The organism is Arthrobacter sp. CAN_A214, assembly GCF_015751955.1.
Taxonomy (GTDB): domain Bacteria; phylum Actinomycetota; class Actinomycetes; order Actinomycetales; family Micrococcaceae; genus Arthrobacter_D.
The window spans coordinates 20,677-39,773 of record NZ_JADOUU010000011.1; the positions used below are offsets into that span (position 1 = coordinate 20,677).

Genomic DNA, 19,097 nt, shown 5'->3' on the forward strand with positions numbered 1-19,097 from the left:
CGGCATACCTCCGTCAGTCAAGGCCCGATTCTAGCGGTCGGAGGTGGGAGGACCCTGAGCATCGATTGCCGAACCCCTCCCGTCGTGCTTGCTCCCGGTTGCGCCCCGCGTGTAGCGACTGTCACATCCGGCCGGTGTACGGCAAGATGGGAAGGTAGAAGGCCGCGCGGGAGTCCGCACCACCACGTCAAGGAGATTCAATGGATATCGAGGTACTGCGCCGGGCGCCGCTTTTTGCAACACTCGGGGACGACGTTTTTGCCGCGCTCACCGATGAGCTGACCGAGGTGGACCTCTCCCGTGGATCTTCGGTATTCCGCGAAGGCGACCAGGGTGACCAGCTGTACTTCATCGTCTCGGGCAAGATCAAGCTCGGCAGGACGGCGCAGGACGGCCGCGAGAACCTCCTTGCAATCCTCGGTCCGGGTGAGCTCTTCGGTGAGATGGCGCTGTTCGATCCGAGCCCGCGCACCGCCACGGCCACCGCCGTTTCGGAAACCCGCCTCGCCGCCCTGAAGAACGAGAACCTCCGCGCACTCCTGGAGACCCGCCCCGAGGTATCGGCCCAGCTCCTCCAGGCGCTTGCCCGCAGGCTGCGCCGCACGAACGAGTCCCTCGCCGACCTCGTTTTCTCGGACGTTCCGGGCCGCGTCGCGAAGGCACTGCTCGACCTCGCGGACCGCTTCGGACGCCCCGCAACCGACGGTATCCTCGTGGCCCATGAACTCACGCAGGAGGAACTGGCGCAGCTCGTGGGCGCCTCGCGCGAGACCGTCAATAAGGCGCTCGCCGAATTCGTCCAACGTGGCTGGCTCCGGCTCGAGGCCCGCGCCGTCGTCATCCTCGACATCCAGCGGCTTCGCCAGCGCAGCCGCTGAGGCGCGCGCACGCGCCTCTTCTTTTCACTGCTGCGCGCCGCCGGAATGGTGGTGCGCAGCGGCGGCGGGTGTACGACGCCGCCACTCACGCAGGACGTCCGCCACGAAGGCCCGCCTACCGGCCGCGCTGCGCCGATCCGCCCTCGGTGAGCTTCGGGCAGGCGACCTCGAGCATGAGTCCGCCGTTCTGTTCTGCGAGTTGCGGGTAATAGACCTTCACCGGACGCTTGTGGGACAGGTAGGCGATGCAGCCGCGCGATGAGCCGATCTTCTCGAGGATGATTTCCACCGCGGGCACGGCGAGATCGCTCAGGGTGCATCCGACGGTGTTCGGCTGACCCACCTCGTCACCCAGCTGGGTTGTGTTGCGCCGCTCGACCTCCTGGGCCGCCCAGCGCCATTCACCCCAGACGCCCTTGCTCGCAAGGATCGTCGGCTCCTGGTTCACCGGCTGCGCGGCCGCAAAGTAATGGGTGTCGAAGCGCCGATGCGCGAAATCGGGGCTCAGCCAGTGCGAGAGTGGCTTGATCAGGTCGGTGCGGACGCCAAGTCCGCGCCGTTGCAGGATCTCGGAGAAATTGCACTCGCCCTCATTGATAGCTTCGCGGGCCTTCATCCATTCACGGCCGTTGGTGCCCTCCACCAAGCTGGATGCGTCCGGTCCCGCCAGCAGGACACCGGTCTCCTCGAACAGCTCGCGGATAGCTGCGAGGACATGCCGGCGTGCCAGGTTATGGTCCTCGACTCCCAGGGCCTTCGCCCACGAAAGGGGCGTGGGTCCGAACCATTCCACGGCGTCGTCGTCCGATTCCTCGATGCTTCCGCCCGGGAATCCCACGACGCCGAGCGGCGACTGCCCGCGCCGGTACGAAAGGTATGTTTCGGTGCCTACCGCGCTGTCGCGGATCAGGACCACGGACGACGCCGACCGCGGCTTGAGCGGAGTGCGTTCCCCGTGGTCCACCCAACTCCTGGCAGCCGTGAGCTGGTCAGGATGAATAGGAAACAGACGGTTGCTTAGACGGTCCACGTGGCTAGATGAACTCCGCGATGATCTCGATTTCCACCGGCGCGTCGAGCGGAAGCACTGCGACGCCGACGGCGGAGCGGGCATGGGTGCCCGCCTCACCCAGTATTTTACCGAGAAGTTCCGAAGCACCGTTAATTACGGCAGGCTGCCCCGTGAAGGACGGGTCCGAGGCAACGAAACCGGTCACCTTGACGATGCGGGTGATGCGGTCGAGGTCGCCGATCTGCGCCTTGACGGCTGCCAGGGCGTTCACCGCGCAGGTCCCCGCGAGCCGCTGGGCGGTTTCCGGATCGACGTCGGCCCCCACCTTTCCCGAAGCTGGGAGTTTCCCATTAATCAGCGGAAGCTGCCCGGAGGTGTAGACATAGTTGCCTGAGATGACGGCCGGCACGTAGGAAGCCAGGGGCGGCACTACGGCCGGAAGCACTATTCCGAGCTCTTCGAGCCGGGCTTCGACGGCTGAAACAGCGCCGTCCGGAACAGTCACCGCTAGTTCTTTTCGCGCTTGAGGTAGGCTACCAAACCGTTCCCATCGGGACCGGGAACGACCTGCACGAGCTCCCAGCCGTCGTCGCCCCACTGGTCCAAAATCTGCTTCGTGGCGTGGATGATCAGCGGTATTGTGGAGTACTCCCATTTCGTCATGCCTTAAAGCGTAGCGCGTACCAGTAAACTGGAGCACATGGCTGCTCGTAAATCACCTTTGTTCGACACGGCGACCACCTTGGGGAAGATCATTGCATTTCTCGGAATCAGTGCGCTCAGTGGTGTCCTTGCCGCGGGATTGCTCGTACCTGTTGCTGCTGCAGCGGGCACCGGCGCTTCCGCATCGATAGAGTTCTTCGAGGAACTTCCGGCTGAGCTGGAGCGCGACGCGCTCGCCCAGCCGACGAACATCCTCGCAGCCGACGGCTCCCTGATTGCCACCCTGTACAAGGAGAACAGGCAGCCGGTCACCCTCGACCAGATCTCCCCGAATATGACCGACGCCCTGCTGGCCATCGAGGACGCGCGGTTCTACGAACACGGCGGTGTCGATATGCAGGGCATCATGGCTGCCCTGGCGAGCAACATCACCAGTGACAGCACCCGAGGCGCATCGACCATCACGCAGCAGTTCGTGAACAACGTCCTCATCGATTCCGCGCAGCAGCGTGGTGAGGAAGCCGTCTTCAGCGGCGGCAAGACCGTGGGCGACAAGCTGCGCGAGATGAAGCTCGCCATCGCCGTGGAGAAGGAGATGAGCAAGGATGAAATCATGGAGGGGTACCTCAACATCGTCCCCTTCAGCGGAACCACCTACGGCGTGCAGGCAGCGGCGAAGTACTTCTTCAACGTCGATGCTGAGAACCTCAACATCCAGCAGAGTGCCCTGCTGGCCGGCGTTGTGAACGGGCCGACGTTCTACAGCCCTGAACTCAACCCGGAGCGCGCGCTCGAGCGCCGCAACCTGGTGCTGGCATCGATGTTCAACGCGGGAAAGATCACCCAGGAAGAGTACGACGCCGCCGTCGTCACCGATCTTGGGCTGGTCATCACCCCCACCATGAACGGCTGCGTCGGCGCGGCCCAGGCCCCGTATTTCTGTGACTATGTCACGCACCTGATCCTCAATGATCCCGCGTACGGCGAATCGCTCGAGGACCGCGAGAAGGTGCTCTACCGGTCGGGCCTGACCATCAAGACCACCCTCGACGCACGGGTGCAGGCCGCCGCCCAGACCGCGGTGATCGAAACGGCAAATCCGGACACCACAGACAACGCGGTGGGCCACACGATGCTGAGCCTGGATCCGAACACGGGAGACATCCTCTCGATGGCCCAGAACACCCGGTACGACCCCTCAGCGGAAATCGGCAACTCGGTCCTGAACCTGAACGTCGACCAGTTCGAGGACGGCGACCCCTCGAAGAGCCTCGGCGGCTCCAGCGGATTCCAGCCCGGGTCCACCTACAAGCCCTTCACCGTTGCGGCGTGGCTCGCCGATGGACGGGCGCTGAACACCAGCGTCGACGGCAGGAAGCGCACCTATCCCGACGGTGACAAGTGGAGGGCGAGCTGCGAGCCGGGCGGGTCCTACGTCATCAACTCGGAAGACGGCGAGGGCTACACCCCGCAGAACTACGGCGACACGAACTACGACCCGAGCACGGTGCTCAACGGCCTGGCGCAGTCACTGAACACCATCACGATGACCACCGCGAAGCAGTTGGACCTGTGCAAGATCAGGGACATCGCCTTCGACATGGGCATTCACCTGGCGGCCAGCGACGAGGGTGAGGAGAAGCTGGGAATCAACCCGCCGGCCCTCATCGGTGGTGGCGGCGAGGTCTCGCCCATGTCAATGGTCACTGCTTTCGGTGGGTTCGCCAACGAGGGCAGCGTCTGTGAGCCACGAGCGCTCACCGAGGTAACGGCCGTTGACGGAACGAGCTACCCCGTACCGGAGGTCTCCTGCCAGCAGGTCATCTCCGAGGACGTGGCGCGCGGCGTGAACTGGGCCACGCAGGAAGTCATGAAGAAGGGATCAGGCAGCGCCCTCGAGTACGGCGAAATCCCGATGGCCGGCAAGACCGGCACCAATGACTGGCGGTCCCAGACCTGGTTCATGGGCTACAACCCCGGAATGGTCACCGCGAGCTGGGTCGGCAACCGTGAAAGCGGCGGCGAGAACAGTTCGCTGAGCGGGCTGCAGATCGGCGGCCGGGTGTACCCGGAGATCGACGGCGGGCTGATCGCCGGGCCGTCCTGGGCGAGCTTCATGCGCCAGATCCCGGGCCTCCACGTCGGCGATGCGTTCGCCAACCCGCCCGAGGAAATGCTTACCGGACGCAAGCCCACCCCTACGCCAACCCGCTCCGGCGCACCCTCGGCCCCGGCGAGCCCTGAAGCCGACGACGACGAAGGAAATGACTAGCGTTGAAAACGACTGACACACCCCGCACCGGGGCTGCTCTTGGCTGGACCGCTGCACTCACCGTCACCGCCGCAGCAGCAACCCTGGGGTATGCCTCGGTGGTGGAGCGGACACTGTTCCAGCTCCGCGAAGAAACGCTGCAGATCCTGCCTCCTGGGGCGAAGCCGCTGCGGATACTTCACCTCTCCGACATTCATATGACGCCGCACCAGAAATCGAAGGCGGACTGGCTGAAGGGCCTTGCGCGGCTCAACCCGGATTTCGTGGTCAACACCGGCGACAATCTGAGTCACCAGAAAGCGGTGGGGCCGCTCCTGGATGCCCTGGCGCCGCTTCTGAAATTTCCGGGAGTGTTCGTTCCCGGCTCCAACGACTACTACGCACCGACATTGAAGAATCCGTTCAGCTACTTCACCAAGGCGAAGTCTGCTGCGAAACCGCTCCGGGATTTGCCCTGGGCGGAGCTTTTCAGTGCCTTCGGCGCGGCAGGCTGGATCGACCTCACCAATCGGTCGCAGTCCGTCGGGTTCAACGGGCTCCGCGTGGACTTCACAGGCGTGGACGACCCGCACCTGGCCCGCGACAAGTACGCGCCGTACCCCAACGGGAGCAGCACGTCCGCCGAGGCTCCGCACCTTCGGGTAGCAGTGGCCCACGCGCCGTACCAGCGGGTCCTCGACTACTTCACCGAGGGCGGGGCGGAACTGATCCTCGCCGGCCATACCCACGGCGGCCAGGTCTGCGTCCCGGGCTACGGCGCCCTGGTGAGCAATTGCGACCTGCCCACCTGGCGTGCACGTGGCCTGACTCCGTGGGAACTCGGAGCACGCCAGGTCCCGCTGAACGTTTCGGCGGGCATCGGGACATCCCGCTTTGCGCCGGTCCGGTTCGCCTGCAAACCGGAGGCAGTGCTGCTCACTCTTACCCCGCGCACCCGCTTCTAGCGAGGGAAACCCTCGTTCGACGAGGGGCGCGGCGGCCGTCGGCGTCCACGCTCTCCTGCCCTAGAATGGTTGCTGAGGGACACCAATAACCATCGACCGCTTGAAGAGATGGCATGACGAAGCAAACTACGCTCCGGGAATCGCTCGGCCGCCTGTACCCGCATGTGAAGCCCATTCTCCCGAGGCTTCTACTCGGGCTCCTCTGTGCGCTCGGTGCGAGCCTCATGGCACTCGCAATTCCCCAGGTGTTCAGGGTCCTGATCAACGACGCCCTCACCGCCGGCGGGGCGGAATCCACCGTCTGGATCGCCTCGGGAGTGGTGCTCCTCCTTGGAATCCTCGAAGCCACCTTCGTGGCCCTGCGCCGTCATTTCGTCATCACGCCCGCAACCACGGTCGAGACGAACATGCGGACCTCGTTCTACCGGCACCTCCAGAACCTCACGCTCGAATTCCATGACCGCTGGGGAAGCGGTCAGCTGCTCTCACGGGCGATGACCGATCTCAACCTGATGCGGCGGTGGATGGCCTTCGGCCTCATCATGCTCGTGGTGACGTCATTGACGGTGGTGATCGGCGTCGTCGTGATGTTCCTGACCAGCTGGGCCCTCGCCCTCATCTTCCTCGGCGCTGCCCTGCCGCTCATGATCTACGGTTTCCGCTTCCGCACCTCGTACAGCCGGGTCTCACGGAAAAGCCAGGACCAGGCCGGCGACCTCGCCACCACGGTGGAGGAATCGGTCCACGGGATCCGCGTGCTCAAGGCGTTCGGGCGCAGCCGTGAGGCCCTGGACGACTTCGAGGAACAGGCCGAGGAACTGCGCCAGACGGAGATCCACAAGGCGAGATCGCTTGCGAACTTCTCCATGATCGTGACGCTGCTTCCGGAACTCGCACTGGGCGCGTCCCTCGTGGTGGGCGTGCTCCTCGCGGCCGGCGGCGACGTGAGCATCGGCGCTCTGGTCGCGTTCTTCGCGACCGCCGCCGTCGTTGCGGGCCCCGTCGAGTTCATCGGCCCACTGCTCGCCATGACCTTCGCCGCGAAGACCGCCATCGACCGCCACTACGAGGTCATGGAGGCCGAGAACACCATCACCAGCCCCGCCGAGCCGGTGCGGCTGGATCAGGCACGCGGCGAGGTGGTCCTCGACGATGTGCACTTCCGGTACCCGGATTCCCCGGAGGGCACCAGGGACGTGCTGGACGGGGTCGACCTGCGGCTTGAAGCGGGCGAAACGATGGCGCTCGTGGGCGTCACGGGCTGCGGCAAGAGCACCCTGCTGCAGCTCCTTCCGCGCCTGTACGACGTCACGGGCGGCAGCATCAGGATCGACGGCACCGACGTCCGGCTCGTCTCCCTCGATGACCTCCGCACGCATGTTGCCGTCGCCTTCGAGGACACCACCCTGTTCTCGAACTCGGTGCGCGAGAACGTCCTCATGGGTTCGAGGGCGGCTCCCGGAGCCGAAGCGGAGCGCGCCGTGGAGGAGGCGCTCGACGTCGCCCAGGCCCACTTCGCGTACTCCCTCCCGCAGGGCCTCGACACCCTGATCGGCGAGGAGGGGCTGAGTCTTTCGGGTGGCCAGCGGCAGCGGATCGCCCTGGCCCGCGCCATCGCGGCCAAGCCTCAGGTCCTCGTGCTCGACGATCCGCTCTCGGCCCTCGACGTCAACACCGAGGAACTGGTCGAGCAGCGCCTGCGTGAGGTACTGCACGGCACCACCACCCTGATCGTCGCGCACCGGCCCTCCACCGTGGCCCTCGCGGACCGCGTCGCGCTGATGCGGGACGGCCGCATCGCCGACGTCGGGACACACCCCGAGCTGCTCGCCCGGAGCAGTCACTACCGCTACGTCATTGCAAGCCTCGACGAACATCCTGTGGATCTCGACACGGTGCTCGAAGACACCGGCCCGGACGAAACAGGGCGGAATGAGTCCGTTCAAAGCGGATCCGCCCGGAACGATGAGGAGGCGCTGGCATGAGCCGGACGACGACGACGGGCAGGCCGCCCGAGGAGCCGGCCGGCGAACCGGCACCGGAACAGCACGGCGCAACTTCGGCCGGTGTGCACAATGAGGACGACGTCGTCCTCAGCAAGGCCCAGAGCAGGGCGGTGCGGTCGCGTTCATTCCGGCTGCTCGGCTCGCTGATCCGCCCCAACCGGCGCCAGTTCATCTGGACGGTGCTGCTCGTGGTGATCTCGCAGGCCGCCCGTGTTGCTGGCCCTGCCATCATCGCGTTCGGCATCGACAATGCTCTGCCCTCGCTCATCTCCGGTGACCCGTTCCAGCTGTGGATGGCCGGCGGGGCTTACCTCGTTGCGGCGATCCTGGCCTCGGTCCTGACGGCGGGCTACGTGCGGGCGACAGCCCAACTGAGCCAGGCCATGCTGCTGGATCTTCGCCTGCGGGTCTTCCGGCATACCCAGCGCCTCAGCCTCGAGTTCCACGAGAAGTACACCTCGGGCCGCATCATCGCGCGCCAGACCTCCGACCTCGAAGCACTCCGTGAACTGCTCGATTCGGGCATCAGCGCACTCGCGTCCGGTGCCATGTTCATGCTGTTCACCGCCGTCACGATCTTCGCGCTCGACTGGCGCACCGGCCTACTGATCCTGGCCGCCGCCGTGCCGATGTTCTTCCTCGCACGCTGGTACCAGCGGCACTCACAGCTTGCCTTCCGCGCGTCCCGGGTGGTCTCCGCCCGGCTGATCGTCCACTTCATCGAGACGATGACCGGCATCCGCGCCGTCAAGGCGTTCCGGCGCGAGGGAGTCAACGCCGAGCGGTATGACGAGCTTGCCGAGGATTACCGGAAGGTGACGGTTCGTTCGATCAACCTGAACGGCATCTTCCAGCCGGGGCTCGTGCTGATCGGCAACGTTACCGTCGCAGTCGTGCTGCTGGTAGGAGGCTTCCGCGTCCTGGGCGGCTCCCTGGAGGTGGGCGCACTCCTCGCGCTCCTGCTCTACAGCAAGCGGTTCTTCCAGCCCGTGGACCAGATGGCCATGTTCTACAACTCGTTCCAGTCAGCGTCGGCTGCACTGGAGAAGGTATCGGGCCTCCTCGAGGAGGTTCCTACCGTACGGCCTCCGAAGAATCCCGTGGCGCTGACCCATCCCCGCGGCGCCGTCGCCTTCTCCGACGTCGGTTTCCGCTACGGCAACGGACCACAGGTGATTCCGCCCCTGAGCCTCGACATTCCCGCCGGCCAGACAGTGGCGCTCGTAGGGCAGACGGGAGCGGGGAAGTCGACGATCGCCAAGCTCATCGCCCGTTTCTACGACGTGTCCGAGGGCCGCCTCACACTCGATGGCGTGGACCTCCGGGACCTCGACCAGAGGGACCTGCGGCGCGCCGTCGTCATGGTGACGCAGGAGGCATTCCTCTTCAGCGGATCGGTTGCCGACAACATCGCCCTGGGCAAGCCGGAAGCTACCCGGGACGAGATCGAGTCCGCCGCCCGTGCGGTGGGCGCCGAGGAGTTCATCCTCGAACTTCCGGAGGGCTACGACACCGACGTCAACAAGCGGGGCGGCCGGGTGTCTTCGGGGCAGCGCCAGCTCATCAGCTTCGCGCGCGCGTTCCTCGCCGATCCGGCCGTGTTGATCCTTGACGAAGCGACGTCGTCGCTCGATATCCCGAGCGAACGCCTCGTGCAGCAGGGACTGCAGAAGCTGCTTGGCGAGCGCACCGCCCTGATCATCGCGCACCGGCTGTCGACGGTCGCGATCGCCGACCGCGTGCTGGTGGTGCACGACGGGGAGGTGGTGGAGGACGGCACCCCGGAGGCCCTCATCGGCGGGACCGGCCGTTTCGCGACGCTGCATGCAGCGTGGAAGGATTCCCTCGTATAGGGGCCTGTCCGGTTCCACTGGCGGTTTCGCATGCACCCGTTGCCTCGGCTATCCTTGAGGGGTTGCCTCGAGTGTTGGTTTCGGCCGGCGTCGAGGCGGGCCATCGGGGTGTGGCGCAGCTTGGTAGCGCGCGTCGTTCGGGACGACGAGGTCGCAGGTTCAATTCCTGTCACCCCGACCATGCATGAAAAGAGGGCTTCTGCCGTTCGGCCGAAGCCCTCTTGCGTGCCCTCAGCCCACATCCGTTAGAGTGACCGAAGTAACATCTGTAACTACGGTAACTTCAGCAACCAGGCTGACGGGGGTACCAGTCGGCAGGGAAATGAATCAATGGCGAAGTTGATCAGCTCGGGAACGGTGTCCCTCGACGGCTTCATGGCCGACCCGGAGGGCAACTACGACTGGAGCATTCCGGGAGATGATGTCCTGGCGTATCTCACCTGGCGGGAACGGTCTGTCGGCACGCATCTCTACGGCAGGCGCATGTACGAGGAGATGATGGAGTGGGAGACAGCGGACCAGATTCCCGGCCAGGACCAGCTCATCATCGATTTCGCACGAACCTGGCAGGCAGCAGACAAGATCGTCTACTCGACCACCCTCGGTTCTGCTTCAACGGCTCGAACCGAGATCAAACCAACCTTCGACCTACGAGAAGTCCAGCAGATGAAAGCGACACTCGACCAGGACATCGTCATCTCGGGACCCTGCCTGGCTGAGCATGCCATCCGCGCCGGCCTCGTGGACGAATATCAACTCTACGTGAGCCCGGTCGCGGTGGGCGGCGGCCTGCGTTTCTTCCCCACCGGCACGCGCGTGCACCTCACTCTGATGGAACACCACCGCTTCGACGACGGCGTCGTGTTCCTCCGGTACGCCGCCGCCCCCTGACCACCGTTCCTGGTGGGCGGTCTCCGATTGTCGCCAGGTGTCCGCGCCCGCCCGTTGCCCGCATTGCCGGGAGGTCAGAACTTCCTGGAGCAGCTTGCGCTAGCTGAGATCCGCGATGAGCGCCGTCGACGCGCAGTCCCGGATCCCGTTGATCCCCGCGATAGCGGTTTCCTCGTCACCGTACGGCTCGCTGGTGACCAGGGTTGCGCCGTCGTCCCCGGTCAGCCGAAAAACGAACTGTCCGTCGTTCCGGTAGATCTCGAACCGTCCTGCCATCTCGAACTCTCCTTACCGTTTCCAGACCCGCGATCGGGATCCGCCGGTGCTATTCACTCATACTTGGAACTGCACTGGCTTTCACATCCCGCGCCGTGGCGATCATTTCGGCGCGGGTGATACCGTGATGCTCCCCCCAATAATCACAGATCCGCGCTTCGAGCTCAGAAGTGATCGAACCAAGATCTGCCCGATCCGCCAGGGGCGCCACCTCTCGGACAGCCCGCGCGACCGCTTCCAACAGACTGGCGCAGTGCGGTGGGGTCACCGGCATCCGCGCATCGCCCCGTGATCGGCGCGGCAACCGGTCGGGGTCGGTGGTGGACCCGCCGTGGTTTGCTTGCCGCCTACCCATCAGCTCCGCCGATGCGGGCGTTCGCCGCATGGCCGACGTCGAAGCGGCGCCGCTGCCGCGCGGCAACAGGATTACGTACCCGTGTTTTCGCGGTGGTTTTCCTGAATTCGAGTTCCTCGACGAGCACCTCGTACTGTTCCCTGGCCTCCAGCGGCGGATGATCACTGTTCAGGAGCCCGTAGATCCGGTTGCAGAGGACCCGAAGTCGGCGAGTGGAGACCTCGGAGAGGTCTGCCGGAAACGTCTTCACTCCCCGGCCCTCGAATTCGAAGCCGGATGCCTCCCACGGTGAGGGCGCCCACGACAACACGCTTTCAGCAACGGAATCTGGATTCGGGCGGTCGGAAACGAGGGAAGGGTTTTTCATGTCAGCTCCACAGATGGTGGTTGCGTGGCCTGCTGCTAGGCCGTCTGGAAAGCATAAATCACATGATCAGGAAAGGAAACTCAGCAATCCTATGATTGCTCCAAGGCTGGCAAGGGTGCTAAGCAGCCGACCAGGGGTTCGGCTTACCGCCCCGAACCCGCCGGCTAAGCGAACGTCCGGCCCGTCAGTCGCTCATACGCCTCGATATACCGGCCGCGGGTGCGGTCGACGACGTCGTCGGGCAGCGGCGGCGGCGGTGCCGAGCGATCCCACCCCGAGGCGTCAGAGGTCAGCCAGTCACGCACGAACTGCTTGTCGAAGGACGGCTGGGCCTGGCCCGGCGAGTAGAGGGAGGCATCCCAGAACCGCGACGAATCCGGCGTCAGTACCTCATCGCCCAGCGTGATGAGCCCGGTGAGCGGATCGAGTCCGAATTCAACCTTGGTGTCGGCGAGGATGATCCCCCGCTCCCGGGCAATGACCTCGGCCCGCGCATAGATATCGAGTGTCAGCGAGCGCAGCTGGTCCGCGGCGTCGTCGCCCACAGCCATGACGACGGCGTCGTAGCTGATGTTCTCGTCGTGCTCGCCCACCTCGGCCTTCGCGGACGGCGTGAACAGCGCCGGCTCGAGCCGCGAGCCGTCCACGAGTCCCTCGGGCAGCGGCAGGGAGCAGACGGTGCCCGACGCGCGGTACTCGAGAAGTCCGCTTCCGGTCAGGTAGCCGCGCGCGATGCACTCGATCGGATACATCTCCAGCTTGCGGCAGATCATGGCCCGGCCCGCCACAGCCTCCGGCACTCCCGCTGCGGCGTCGGAGCCCAGCACATGGTTCGGCACGCCTGCCAGCTGCTCGAACCACCACAGGCTCAACTGGGTGAGGACGCGCCCTTTGTCAGGGATTTCCGTGGCAAGCACGTGGTCGTAGGCGCTGATGCGGTCACTCGCCACCACCAGCACGACATCGGAATCGCCCCCGTCCGCCGGTTCGTAGAGGTCCCGGACCTTGCCCGAGTACACGTGGGTCCATCCCGGAAGCTCGGGATGCGCGGGGAGCCAGGGCGTACGCGTGCTCATGCCTCGGCGCCCTGCGGGAAAGCTGCAGCCGAAGCGGGAGGCGCGCCGGCAGCGCGAACCTCACCCCGCAAGGCCCTCAGTGCGATATCGGTGCGGAACTGCCCGCCCTCGAGTTCGATCAACGACATTCCCTCGTAGGCCTTCCTCCGAGCGCTTTCGAGATCATCCCCTAGCCCGACGACGGCGAGCACCCGACCACCGGCACTCACCACCTTGCCGTCCGCCACTGCGGTCCCGGCATGAAGCACCTGGACATCCTCCAGGCGGCCGGCCTTCTTGAGCCCGCGGATACGCCCACCGGTGACAGGTGCTTCAGGGTAATTCTCCGACGCCAGCACCACGGCCACCGCACTGCGCCTGGACCAGGTGAGGGATTGGATCTTCTCGAGTCCGCCCTGCGCGGCAGCCAGCAGCACCCCACCCAGCGGGGTGCGCAGCCGGGCGAGCACGGCCTGCGTCTCGGGGTCACCGAACCGCGCATTGAACTCGATGACACGCGTTCCGCGGGAGGTCAGGGCAAGCCCGCAGTACAGCACCCCGATGAACGGGGTCCCTCGGTGCGCCATTTCGTCGATGACAGGCTGGGCCACCCGGTCGATGACCTCGTCGACCAGCCCGGCGGGTGCCCAGTCGAGCGGCGAATACGCGCCCATTCCGCCGGTGTTGGGGCCGGTGTCGCCGTCGGAGATACGCTTGAAGTCCTGCGCGGGAGCGAGCGGCAGGACGTGCTGCCCGTCGGAGAGGACGAACAGTGAGACCTCGGGGCCGTCCAGGTATTCCTCGATGACCACGCTGCCGCCCACCGCGAAACAGGCCTCGGCATGGGCGAGGGCTTCGACGCGGTCCTCGGTGACCACCACGCCCTTGCCTGCTGCCAGTCCGTCATCCTTGACCACGTAGGGCGCCCCGAACGTGCGCAGCGCTTCCTCGGCCTGGCTGATGGTCGTGGCCACCATGGCCATCGCCGTCGGAACTCCCGCTGACGCCATGACCTGCTTGGCGAAGGCTTTCGACGCCTCGAGCTGGGCCGCTGCGCGGGAGGGCCCGAAGACCGGAATCCCGGCGTCACGGAGGGCGTCCGCCACCCCGGCCGCCAGCGGAGCCTCCGGCCCGATCACCACCAGGTCCGATCCGAGCCGCCGGGCAAGGGCCGTGACAACCAGGGGATCGTTGGCGTCGACGTCGTGCGTGGGCACGATCGCCGCCATTCCCGCGTTGCCGGGGGCGGCGTGGACTTCGCGGACGAAAGGGTCGGTCAGCAGCACACGGACAAGGGCGTGTTCACGGCCGCCGGGGCCTATCACAAGAACCTTCACAGTCGACCAGCGTACTGGGAGTGAACGCTCCCGGCGAAGCCCGCGGCCCCTGTTACGGGAGAGCGTCACCCAGCCGTTACCCATACCCGGGCAGCACCCCTCCGAATACCCACCATGAACACCATTCGGAAAATCTCCCGCGAAGCCACCGCGCTCGCCGCCCTTGCGGGAATCCTCGCCGCGGGCCTGGTCCTCGGGACTGCCGAACTGGTCGGTGCCTTCTACGCGGCCCGTGCCACTCCCCTGATCGCGCTCGGCTCGACCTTCATTGACTTCACGCCGGCCTGGTTGAAGGACTTCGCGATCGACACGTTCGGCACCGATGACAAGGTGGCCCTCTTCGTGGGCATGGCCGTGACCATCGTGGCTCTCGCCGCGATACTCGGCATCGTCGCCTTCCGGAGGTGGGCACTCGGTGCGGTCGGCGTCGTGCTGATGGGACTCGTGATGGTCGCGAGTGTCCTCTCGCGGGCCGGTGCCACGCTGCTCGATGCCGCCCCGTCGATCATCGGCACCGCCGCCGGCCTGCTGGCCCTCCGCTGGCTGATCGCCCGCCTCCACTCCGGCGCCGCAGGGCGAGCACAGCATGACGACGGCGTCGTCGTCGTCGATGCCGCACCTGCGGTTCCCGCCACGGGCCGGCGCAGTGCCGCCTCATCGGGCGCCGCTGCCTCAAGCGCAGCCGCGTCAACAACCACGGCTGACCGCGGCGATGGCGGCGCGATGTCGCCGTCGCGCCGCTCCTTCTTCGCCGCAGCCGGAGTGACCGCGATCGTGGCCGGCGCCGCGGCCACCGGAGGGCGCGTGCTCGGCAGCATCCGGAGCAATATGTCGGCGGCGCGCGACAGCCTCACCTTTCCGGTCCCCGCCAGCCCGGCCGAGCCGGTGCCCGCCGGGGTAGAGGTGGACGTGGAGGGGGTTACCTCCTGGCTGACTCCGAATCAGGATTTCTACCGCATCGATACTGCGCTCAGCGTGCCCCAACTCGATTCCGCAACCTGGGAACTGCGGGTGCACGGCATGGTCGAGGAGGAATTCACGATGTCTTTCCAGGACCTCCTCGACGCCGATCTCATCGAGCGCCATGTCACCCTCACCTGCGTCTCGAATCCGGTGGGAGGGGGCCTGGTTGGCAATGCGAAATGGCTCGGCTACCCGCTGCGCGAAGTCCTGAAGCGGGCGCGGCCCATGGAAGGCGCAGACATGGTGCTCTCGACGAGCTCCGATGGCTTCAGCGCTTCGACTCCCCTGCCTGTTCTCCAGGACGAACGCGATGCCATGCTGGCGGTCTCCATGAACGGCGAGCCGCTTCCCCTTGAACACGGTTTCCCGGTCCGCATGGTGGTTCCGGGCCTTTTCGGCTACGTCTCGGCCACCAAATGGGTGGTTGACCTCGAGGTCACACGGTTCGCCGACCAGACGGCGTACTGGACCGATCGCGGCTGGTCGGAGAAGGGACCGGTCAAGACGATGGCGCGCGTCGAGGTGCCGAGGGCGTTCGCGAAGGTCGCTCCAGGTCCGGTCAGGATCGGCGGCTCGGCCTGGTCGCAGCAACGCGGCATCGCGAAGGTCGAGGTATCGGTGGACGACGGCGAGTGGGAAGAGGTGATCCTCGCGGAGGAATACTCGGTGGACACCTGGCGCCAGTGGTCGCATGAGCTCACGCTCGACGCCGGAAGCCACACCGTCCGCGCCAGGGCCACCGACGCCGTCGACGGCCTGCAGACGGAGGAGCGTGCGGACACCGTGCCGAACGGCGCTTCAGGGTGGCAGTCCGTACAGTTCTCGGCCGGCTAGCCATCACGCGCGGTCCCCGGCGGAACCCGCGCACGTCAGGGGTGCCGGCTTCGCACACCCGCCGTTCCGGCCCTACTTCGAAGGTGCTCAGGCAGCACGAGCCTTCCACGCCATAGGCAATACTTGGTTCATGCCGACCTTCACCTCCGCCGATGCCGTTGACCTTGCCGTCCTGGAGCGCAACGGGTTCATCGAATCCCGCCATGTGGGCTCCGCCGTCGTTCTCGCGGCGGACGGCAGTGTGGTGACCTCGCTCGGGGACATCACCTCGCCGATCTACCCGCGCTCCAGCCTCAAGCCGTTCCAGGCCCTCGCCGCGATGAAGGCGGGAGTGCCGCTGAGGGGACCGCAGGTTGCCCTGGCGACGGCCAGCCATGTGGCAAGCGACGAACATATGGACGTGGTGCGGACCATGCTGAGCGCCGCCGGAGTCACTGAAGAACATCTCCAGTGCCCCGAGGACTGGCCGCAGGACGAGCAGGCGCGTATCAGCCTGGTGCTGGGCGACAAGGGGAAGCAACGGATAGCGTTCAATTGCTCCGGTAAGCACGCCGCATTCCTGTGGGCGTGCACCGAGAACTCGTGGAACCACGCGACATACCTTGATCCCGCCCACCCCCTCCAGCAGGGCATTGCGGACGTCATCGAGGAGTACACCGAGGAGACGCCCGGGCACTGGGGCGTGGACGGCTGCGGGGCTCCGGTGGCAACGGTGTCGCTGACAGGCCTCGCACGGGGGATCGGGAAGATCGCGAAGGCCCCCTCGGACAAGAACGCCGATGCCCGCGCCGCCACCATCGCGACGGCCATGATCGACTACCCCTGGGCCGTCCACGGTCGGGGGATGGAGAACACAGTGGTCATGGAGGAACTCGGAATCCTCGCCAAGAGCGGCGCCGAGGGGGTCCTTGTGCTCGGCGCGCCCAATGGGGCAGCGCTCGCGCTGAAGGTGCTCGACGGCAACAACCGGGCCGCCACACTGGTAGGACTCACCCTGTTCGCAGCTTCCGGAGCAATCGACCCTGACACGGTGGGCGCGGTACTCGAGAAGGTAGTACCACCCGTGCTGGGCGGCGGGCGCCCGGTCGGCAGCCTGCGCCTGGCCGCTCCCGTGATGGCTCTACTCGACTGAACGGGACAACCCGGAAGGACACGACATGGCTCGACGCCGCATCCCGTCGGAGGTGGGTTCCGCCGCCCTGCAGGAAGTGGCGGACGGGCGCGCGTCGCGGAACGAGCTCGCCGCGGCAGTGCGGTACTGCCTCGAGGAGCTGGCGGAGCGCGCCCCGGGCAACAGCGTGGAGGTAAGGGTTCCGCCCTTCGGTGTCACCCAGTGCGTCGCCGGCCCCCGCCACACGCGGGGAACGCCACCGAACGTGGTGGAGACCGACGCCGCCACCTGGCTCGCACTCGTCACCGGGGGGCTGACCTGGGCTGAAGCACAGGCCGCCGGGAAGGTGGCGGCGTCGGGCCAGCGAGCGGACCTTTCAGCCTGGCTCCCCCTGTTCAGCAGACACAGCGCTCCGGGCGCGGGAGGCCCGCGGTGAGCTCACCTGTCAGTCGGGTTCGCGCAGCGCCCCCCGCTACTTCCGGCCGCCAACCCGACAGCGCCTGGATCGTGGGCCTTGCCGTGACGTCCCTCTACATCGCGTACTCGACCACGCAATGGCACCAGCTCAGCTCGCCGTCGTGGGATCTGGGGATCTTCACCCAGCTGGCCAAGGCGTACGCCGCTCCCGGAGCCCCGATCGTCCCCATCAAGGGCCACGGCTTCAACCTCCTGGGGGACCACTTCCACCCGATCCTGGTGCTCCTCGGACCCATCTACGCGGTGTTTCCCTCAGGCTTCACCCTGCTCGTGGTGCAGAACCTGCTGTTCGGCCTTGCGGTTTTCGTCGTGACGCGCGCCGGCGTCCGGCATGCGGGCCGGTGGGCAGGCATCTGCATCGGCCTCGCGTTCGGCCTGTCCTGGGGGCTCCTGTCAGCCGTCGCGGCACAGTTCCACGAGATCGCCTTCGCTGTTCCTCTGCTCGCCCTGAGCCTCGAGGCGCTGATCGACAGGCGGCTCGTGCCCGCCGTCGCGTGGGGATCACTGCTGGTGTTCGTCAAGGAGGATCTCGGCGTGACCGTCCTTGTCCTCGGGCTCGTCATCGCCTGGCGGTTCCGCTCCCAGGCAGGCCTCTGGCTCGCGGCCTGGGGCGCGCTGTGGCTCGTGCTGTCGGTTCGCGTCATCCTCCCCGCGCTGAACACGGGCGGTGCCTACGACTACTCGGACCGCATCGACGTCGGTGGGATGATGGCGGACCCGGGCCTTGCCGTGGTGTCCCTGGTGAGCGGCGCGGCGAAATACGAAACCGTGGGCCTGCTCCTGCTCGCGGGCGGCGCACTGTTCGTGCGGTCGCCGCTTGCCCTGGTGCTGATTCCCACACTGCTCTGGCGATTCGCCTCGGAACAGGAGGGCTATTGGGGCCCCGACTGGCACTACAGCGCAGTGCTCATGCCGGTGGTCTTCCTTGCCTTGGTCGACGTACTCTCCCGGCTGCGGACGAGCGGCCGCCGATGGCTCCGCGTGGTCGGCGCAGTCGTGGCTCCGGCTGTCGCCGTCGTCGCGCTTGCCCTTCTGCCCGGGCAGGCGCTCGCCGCCCTCGCCGAACCGCAGACCTACCAGCAGTCTCCGCGGTGGGATGCTGCGCACCGCATGATGGACAGCATCCCGTCCGGAGCGTCGGTGGAAAGCGGAGTGGTGCTCATGGCCTACCTTGCGCCCGACGCCGAGGTGTACTGGCTTGGCAACGAGAATCCGGCGCCCGACTACCTCATCGTCGACGCCCAGGACTGGAGCTGGGGGCCTGTACGGCCCGCCGACGCCGTGGCCCACGCAGAAACTACGTATCCCGGCAATTCCTACGAACTCGTCTTTGACGAGGCGGGCTACCAGCTGGTGAAGATGATCCCGTGATCGCCGGTAGCCTTAAACCCATGAGCTCCGAGAAGCCGCTGCCCGAGAACTCCCCCGAGAACGCACCCGAGCACCGGGAGGTAACCGAACTGCAGGGAACCCCTGAACCCCTGGAAGGAACTGGGCGCCCCGAAGGAACAGCACGGCGTGAAGTAACCATCCGCAGGGCCCCCCGGTTCATTCCGTTCATGGCGCTCGGTGCTGTGCTCGGTTTCATCGCGGCCCTCGTCGTCGCCTACACGGGGCCGGTGGATCCCACCCTTACACGCGAGTCCGTGCTCGGCTTCTTCACCGTGGCCTTCGCAATTCCGGGCCTGATCCTGGGCGCCATCGTGGTGCTGATCCTGGACCGCCGAAGTGTCCGCCGCGCACAGCGCGCGCACGTCAGGCCCACCGACGACGACACCCGGTAATACCCGCACCGCACCGCCG

The 19,097-nt window shown here is 66.4% G+C and carries 18 protein-coding genes and 1 tRNA gene; 12 read left to right on the forward strand and 7 right to left on the reverse strand.

The window, feature by feature from the left end; all coding sequences use genetic code 11:
- The first annotated feature begins 200 nt into the window (after positions 1-200).
- A complete protein-coding gene (locus IWX65_RS10825; protein ID WP_026532340.1) occupies positions 201-878 on the forward strand; it encodes a Crp/Fnr family transcriptional regulator in 678 nt (225 codons plus the stop codon).
- A gap of 115 nt (positions 879-993) precedes the next feature.
- On the opposite strand, the gene IWX65_RS10830 is transcribed toward IWX65_RS10825, so the two are convergent.
- From IWX65_RS10830 to IWX65_RS10840, 3 genes are read right to left on the reverse strand one after another with little or no spacing between them, the layout of a single operon-like run.
- The gene (locus tag IWX65_RS10830) at positions 994-1,908 is read right to left on the reverse strand and encodes an NUDIX hydrolase (protein WP_196882780.1); all 915 of its coding nucleotides are present in this window, start codon (positions 1,906-1,908) and stop codon (positions 994-996) included.
- Between the two features lie 4 nt (positions 1,909-1,912).
- Entirely contained in the window at positions 1,913-2,395 is a 483-nt protein-coding gene (locus IWX65_RS10835) for a RidA family protein (protein WP_196882782.1), read from the reverse strand.
- Between the two features lie 2 nt (positions 2,396-2,397).
- On the reverse strand, positions 2,398-2,553 hold the full coding sequence (locus IWX65_RS10840; protein ID WP_148599555.1) for a DUF4177 domain-containing protein: 156 nt from the start codon (positions 2,551-2,553) through the stop codon (positions 2,398-2,400).
- A 37-nt stretch (positions 2,554-2,590) separates the two neighbouring features.
- Here IWX65_RS10840 and IWX65_RS10845 point away from each other — a divergent pair, with 37 nt between their 5' ends.
- The 6 genes from IWX65_RS10845 to IWX65_RS10870 all read left to right on the forward strand — a co-directional run bounded on the left by IWX65_RS10845 (position 2,591) and on the right by IWX65_RS10870 (position 10,519).
- The gene (locus IWX65_RS10845) at positions 2,591-4,825 is read left to right on the forward strand and encodes a transglycosylase domain-containing protein (RefSeq protein WP_196882784.1); all 2,235 of its coding nucleotides are present in this window, start codon (positions 2,591-2,593) and stop codon (positions 4,823-4,825) included.
- A 2-nt stretch (positions 4,826-4,827) separates the two neighbouring features.
- Complete coding sequence (locus tag IWX65_RS10850) at positions 4,828-5,769, forward strand: metallophosphoesterase (RefSeq protein WP_196882786.1); 942 nt, start codon at positions 4,828-4,830, stop codon at positions 5,767-5,769.
- A 113-nt stretch (positions 5,770-5,882) separates the two neighbouring features.
- The gene (locus IWX65_RS10855) at positions 5,883-7,754 is read left to right on the forward strand and encodes an ABC transporter ATP-binding protein (RefSeq protein ID WP_196882788.1); all 1,872 of its coding nucleotides are present in this window, start codon (positions 5,883-5,885) and stop codon (positions 7,752-7,754) included.
- Complete coding sequence (locus tag IWX65_RS10860; protein ID WP_196882790.1) at positions 7,751-9,628, forward strand: ABC transporter ATP-binding protein; 1,878 nt, start codon at positions 7,751-7,753, stop codon at positions 9,626-9,628. Before IWX65_RS10855 ends, IWX65_RS10860 begins: the two co-directional genes overlap by 4 nt.
- A 104-nt stretch (positions 9,629-9,732) precedes the next feature.
- Positions 9,733-9,809: transfer RNA gene (locus IWX65_RS10865), tRNA-Pro, on the forward strand.
- Between the two features lie 149 nt (positions 9,810-9,958).
- The gene (locus tag IWX65_RS10870) at positions 9,959-10,519 is read left to right on the forward strand and encodes a dihydrofolate reductase family protein (protein WP_196882792.1); all 561 of its coding nucleotides are present in this window, start codon (positions 9,959-9,961) and stop codon (positions 10,517-10,519) included.
- Between the two features lie 99 nt (positions 10,520-10,618).
- Here IWX65_RS10870 and IWX65_RS10875 read toward each other — a convergent pair whose 3' ends face one another.
- The 4 genes from IWX65_RS10875 to purD form a co-directional block, all read right to left on the reverse strand.
- Positions 10,619-10,795: a YegP family protein gene (locus IWX65_RS10875; RefSeq protein WP_196882794.1), complete on the reverse strand. Its 177-nt coding sequence runs from the start codon at positions 10,793-10,795 to the stop codon at positions 10,619-10,621.
- Positions 10,796-11,142: 347 nt separating this feature from the next.
- Complete coding sequence (locus IWX65_RS10880) at positions 11,143-11,517, reverse strand: hypothetical protein (RefSeq protein ID WP_196882796.1); 375 nt, start codon at positions 11,515-11,517, stop codon at positions 11,143-11,145.
- 164 nt (positions 11,518-11,681) lie between these two features.
- Entirely contained in the window at positions 11,682-12,593 is a 912-nt protein-coding gene (locus IWX65_RS10885) for a phosphoribosylaminoimidazolesuccinocarboxamide synthase (RefSeq protein WP_196882797.1), read from the reverse strand.
- Positions 12,590-13,909: a phosphoribosylamine--glycine ligase gene (gene purD / locus IWX65_RS10890; RefSeq protein ID WP_196882799.1), complete on the reverse strand. Its 1,320-nt coding sequence runs from the start codon at positions 13,907-13,909 to the stop codon at positions 12,590-12,592. The genes IWX65_RS10885 and purD overlap by 4 nt, the downstream gene beginning before the upstream one ends.
- 114 nt (positions 13,910-14,023) lie before the next feature.
- Here purD and IWX65_RS10895 point away from each other — a divergent pair, with 114 nt between their 5' ends.
- The 5 genes from IWX65_RS10895 (at position 14,024) to IWX65_RS10915 (ending at position 19,078) form a co-directional block, all read left to right on the forward strand.
- Positions 14,024-15,706, forward strand: a complete 1,683-nt coding sequence (locus tag IWX65_RS10895) for a molybdopterin-dependent oxidoreductase (protein ID WP_196882801.1) — start codon at positions 14,024-14,026, stop codon at positions 15,704-15,706.
- Between the two features lie 130 nt (positions 15,707-15,836).
- Entirely contained in the window at positions 15,837-16,838 is a 1,002-nt protein-coding gene (locus IWX65_RS10900; protein ID WP_196882803.1) for an asparaginase, read from the forward strand.
- Positions 16,839-16,863: 25 nt separating this feature from the next.
- Positions 16,864-17,253 (forward strand): sterol carrier family protein, encoded by a 390-nt coding sequence (locus IWX65_RS10905; RefSeq protein ID WP_196882804.1) that lies wholly within the window; start codon positions 16,864-16,866, stop codon positions 17,251-17,253.
- The gene (locus tag IWX65_RS10910) at positions 17,250-18,665 is read left to right on the forward strand and encodes a DUF2079 domain-containing protein (RefSeq protein ID WP_196882805.1); all 1,416 of its coding nucleotides are present in this window, start codon (positions 17,250-17,252) and stop codon (positions 18,663-18,665) included. The genes IWX65_RS10905 and IWX65_RS10910 overlap by 4 nt, the downstream gene beginning before the upstream one ends.
- 20 nt (positions 18,666-18,685) lie before the next feature.
- Positions 18,686-19,078, forward strand: a complete 393-nt coding sequence (locus IWX65_RS10915; RefSeq protein ID WP_334683811.1) for a hypothetical protein — start codon at positions 18,686-18,688, stop codon at positions 19,076-19,078.
- Positions 19,079-19,097: the final 19 nt, after the last annotated feature.

Coding starts and splice junctions, on each gene's coding strand:
- IWX65_RS10825 (WP_026532340.1), top strand. CDS start 201: ATGGATATCGAGGTACTGCGCCGGGCGCCGCTTTTTGCAACACTCGGG.
- IWX65_RS10840 (WP_148599555.1), bottom strand. CDS start 2,553: ATGACGAAATGGGAGTACTCCACAATACCGCTGATCATCCACGCCACG.
- IWX65_RS10845 (WP_196882784.1), top strand. CDS start 2,591: ATGGCTGCTCGTAAATCACCTTTGTTCGACACGGCGACCACCTTGGGG.
- IWX65_RS10855 (WP_196882788.1), top strand. CDS start 5,883: ATGACGAAGCAAACTACGCTCCGGGAATCGCTCGGCCGCCTGTACCCG.
- IWX65_RS10860 (WP_196882790.1), top strand. CDS start 7,751: ATGAGCCGGACGACGACGACGGGCAGGCCGCCCGAGGAGCCGGCCGGC.
- IWX65_RS10870 (WP_196882792.1), top strand. CDS start 9,959: ATGGCGAAGTTGATCAGCTCGGGAACGGTGTCCCTCGACGGCTTCATG.
- IWX65_RS10875 (WP_196882794.1), bottom strand. CDS start 10,795: ATGGCAGGACGGTTCGAGATCTACCGGAACGACGGACAGTTCGTTTTT.
- IWX65_RS10880 (WP_196882796.1), bottom strand. CDS start 11,517: ATGAAAAACCCTTCCCTCGTTTCCGACCGCCCGAATCCAGATTCCGTT.
- IWX65_RS10885 (WP_196882797.1), bottom strand. CDS start 12,593: ATGAGCACGCGTACGCCCTGGCTCCCCGCGCATCCCGAGCTTCCGGGA.
- IWX65_RS10895 (WP_196882801.1), top strand. CDS start 14,024: ATGAACACCATTCGGAAAATCTCCCGCGAAGCCACCGCGCTCGCCGCC.
- IWX65_RS10900 (WP_196882803.1), top strand. CDS start 15,837: ATGCCGACCTTCACCTCCGCCGATGCCGTTGACCTTGCCGTCCTGGAG.
- IWX65_RS10905 (WP_196882804.1), top strand. CDS start 16,864: ATGGCTCGACGCCGCATCCCGTCGGAGGTGGGTTCCGCCGCCCTGCAG.
- IWX65_RS10915 (WP_334683811.1), top strand. CDS start 18,686: ATGAGCTCCGAGAAGCCGCTGCCCGAGAACTCCCCCGAGAACGCACCC.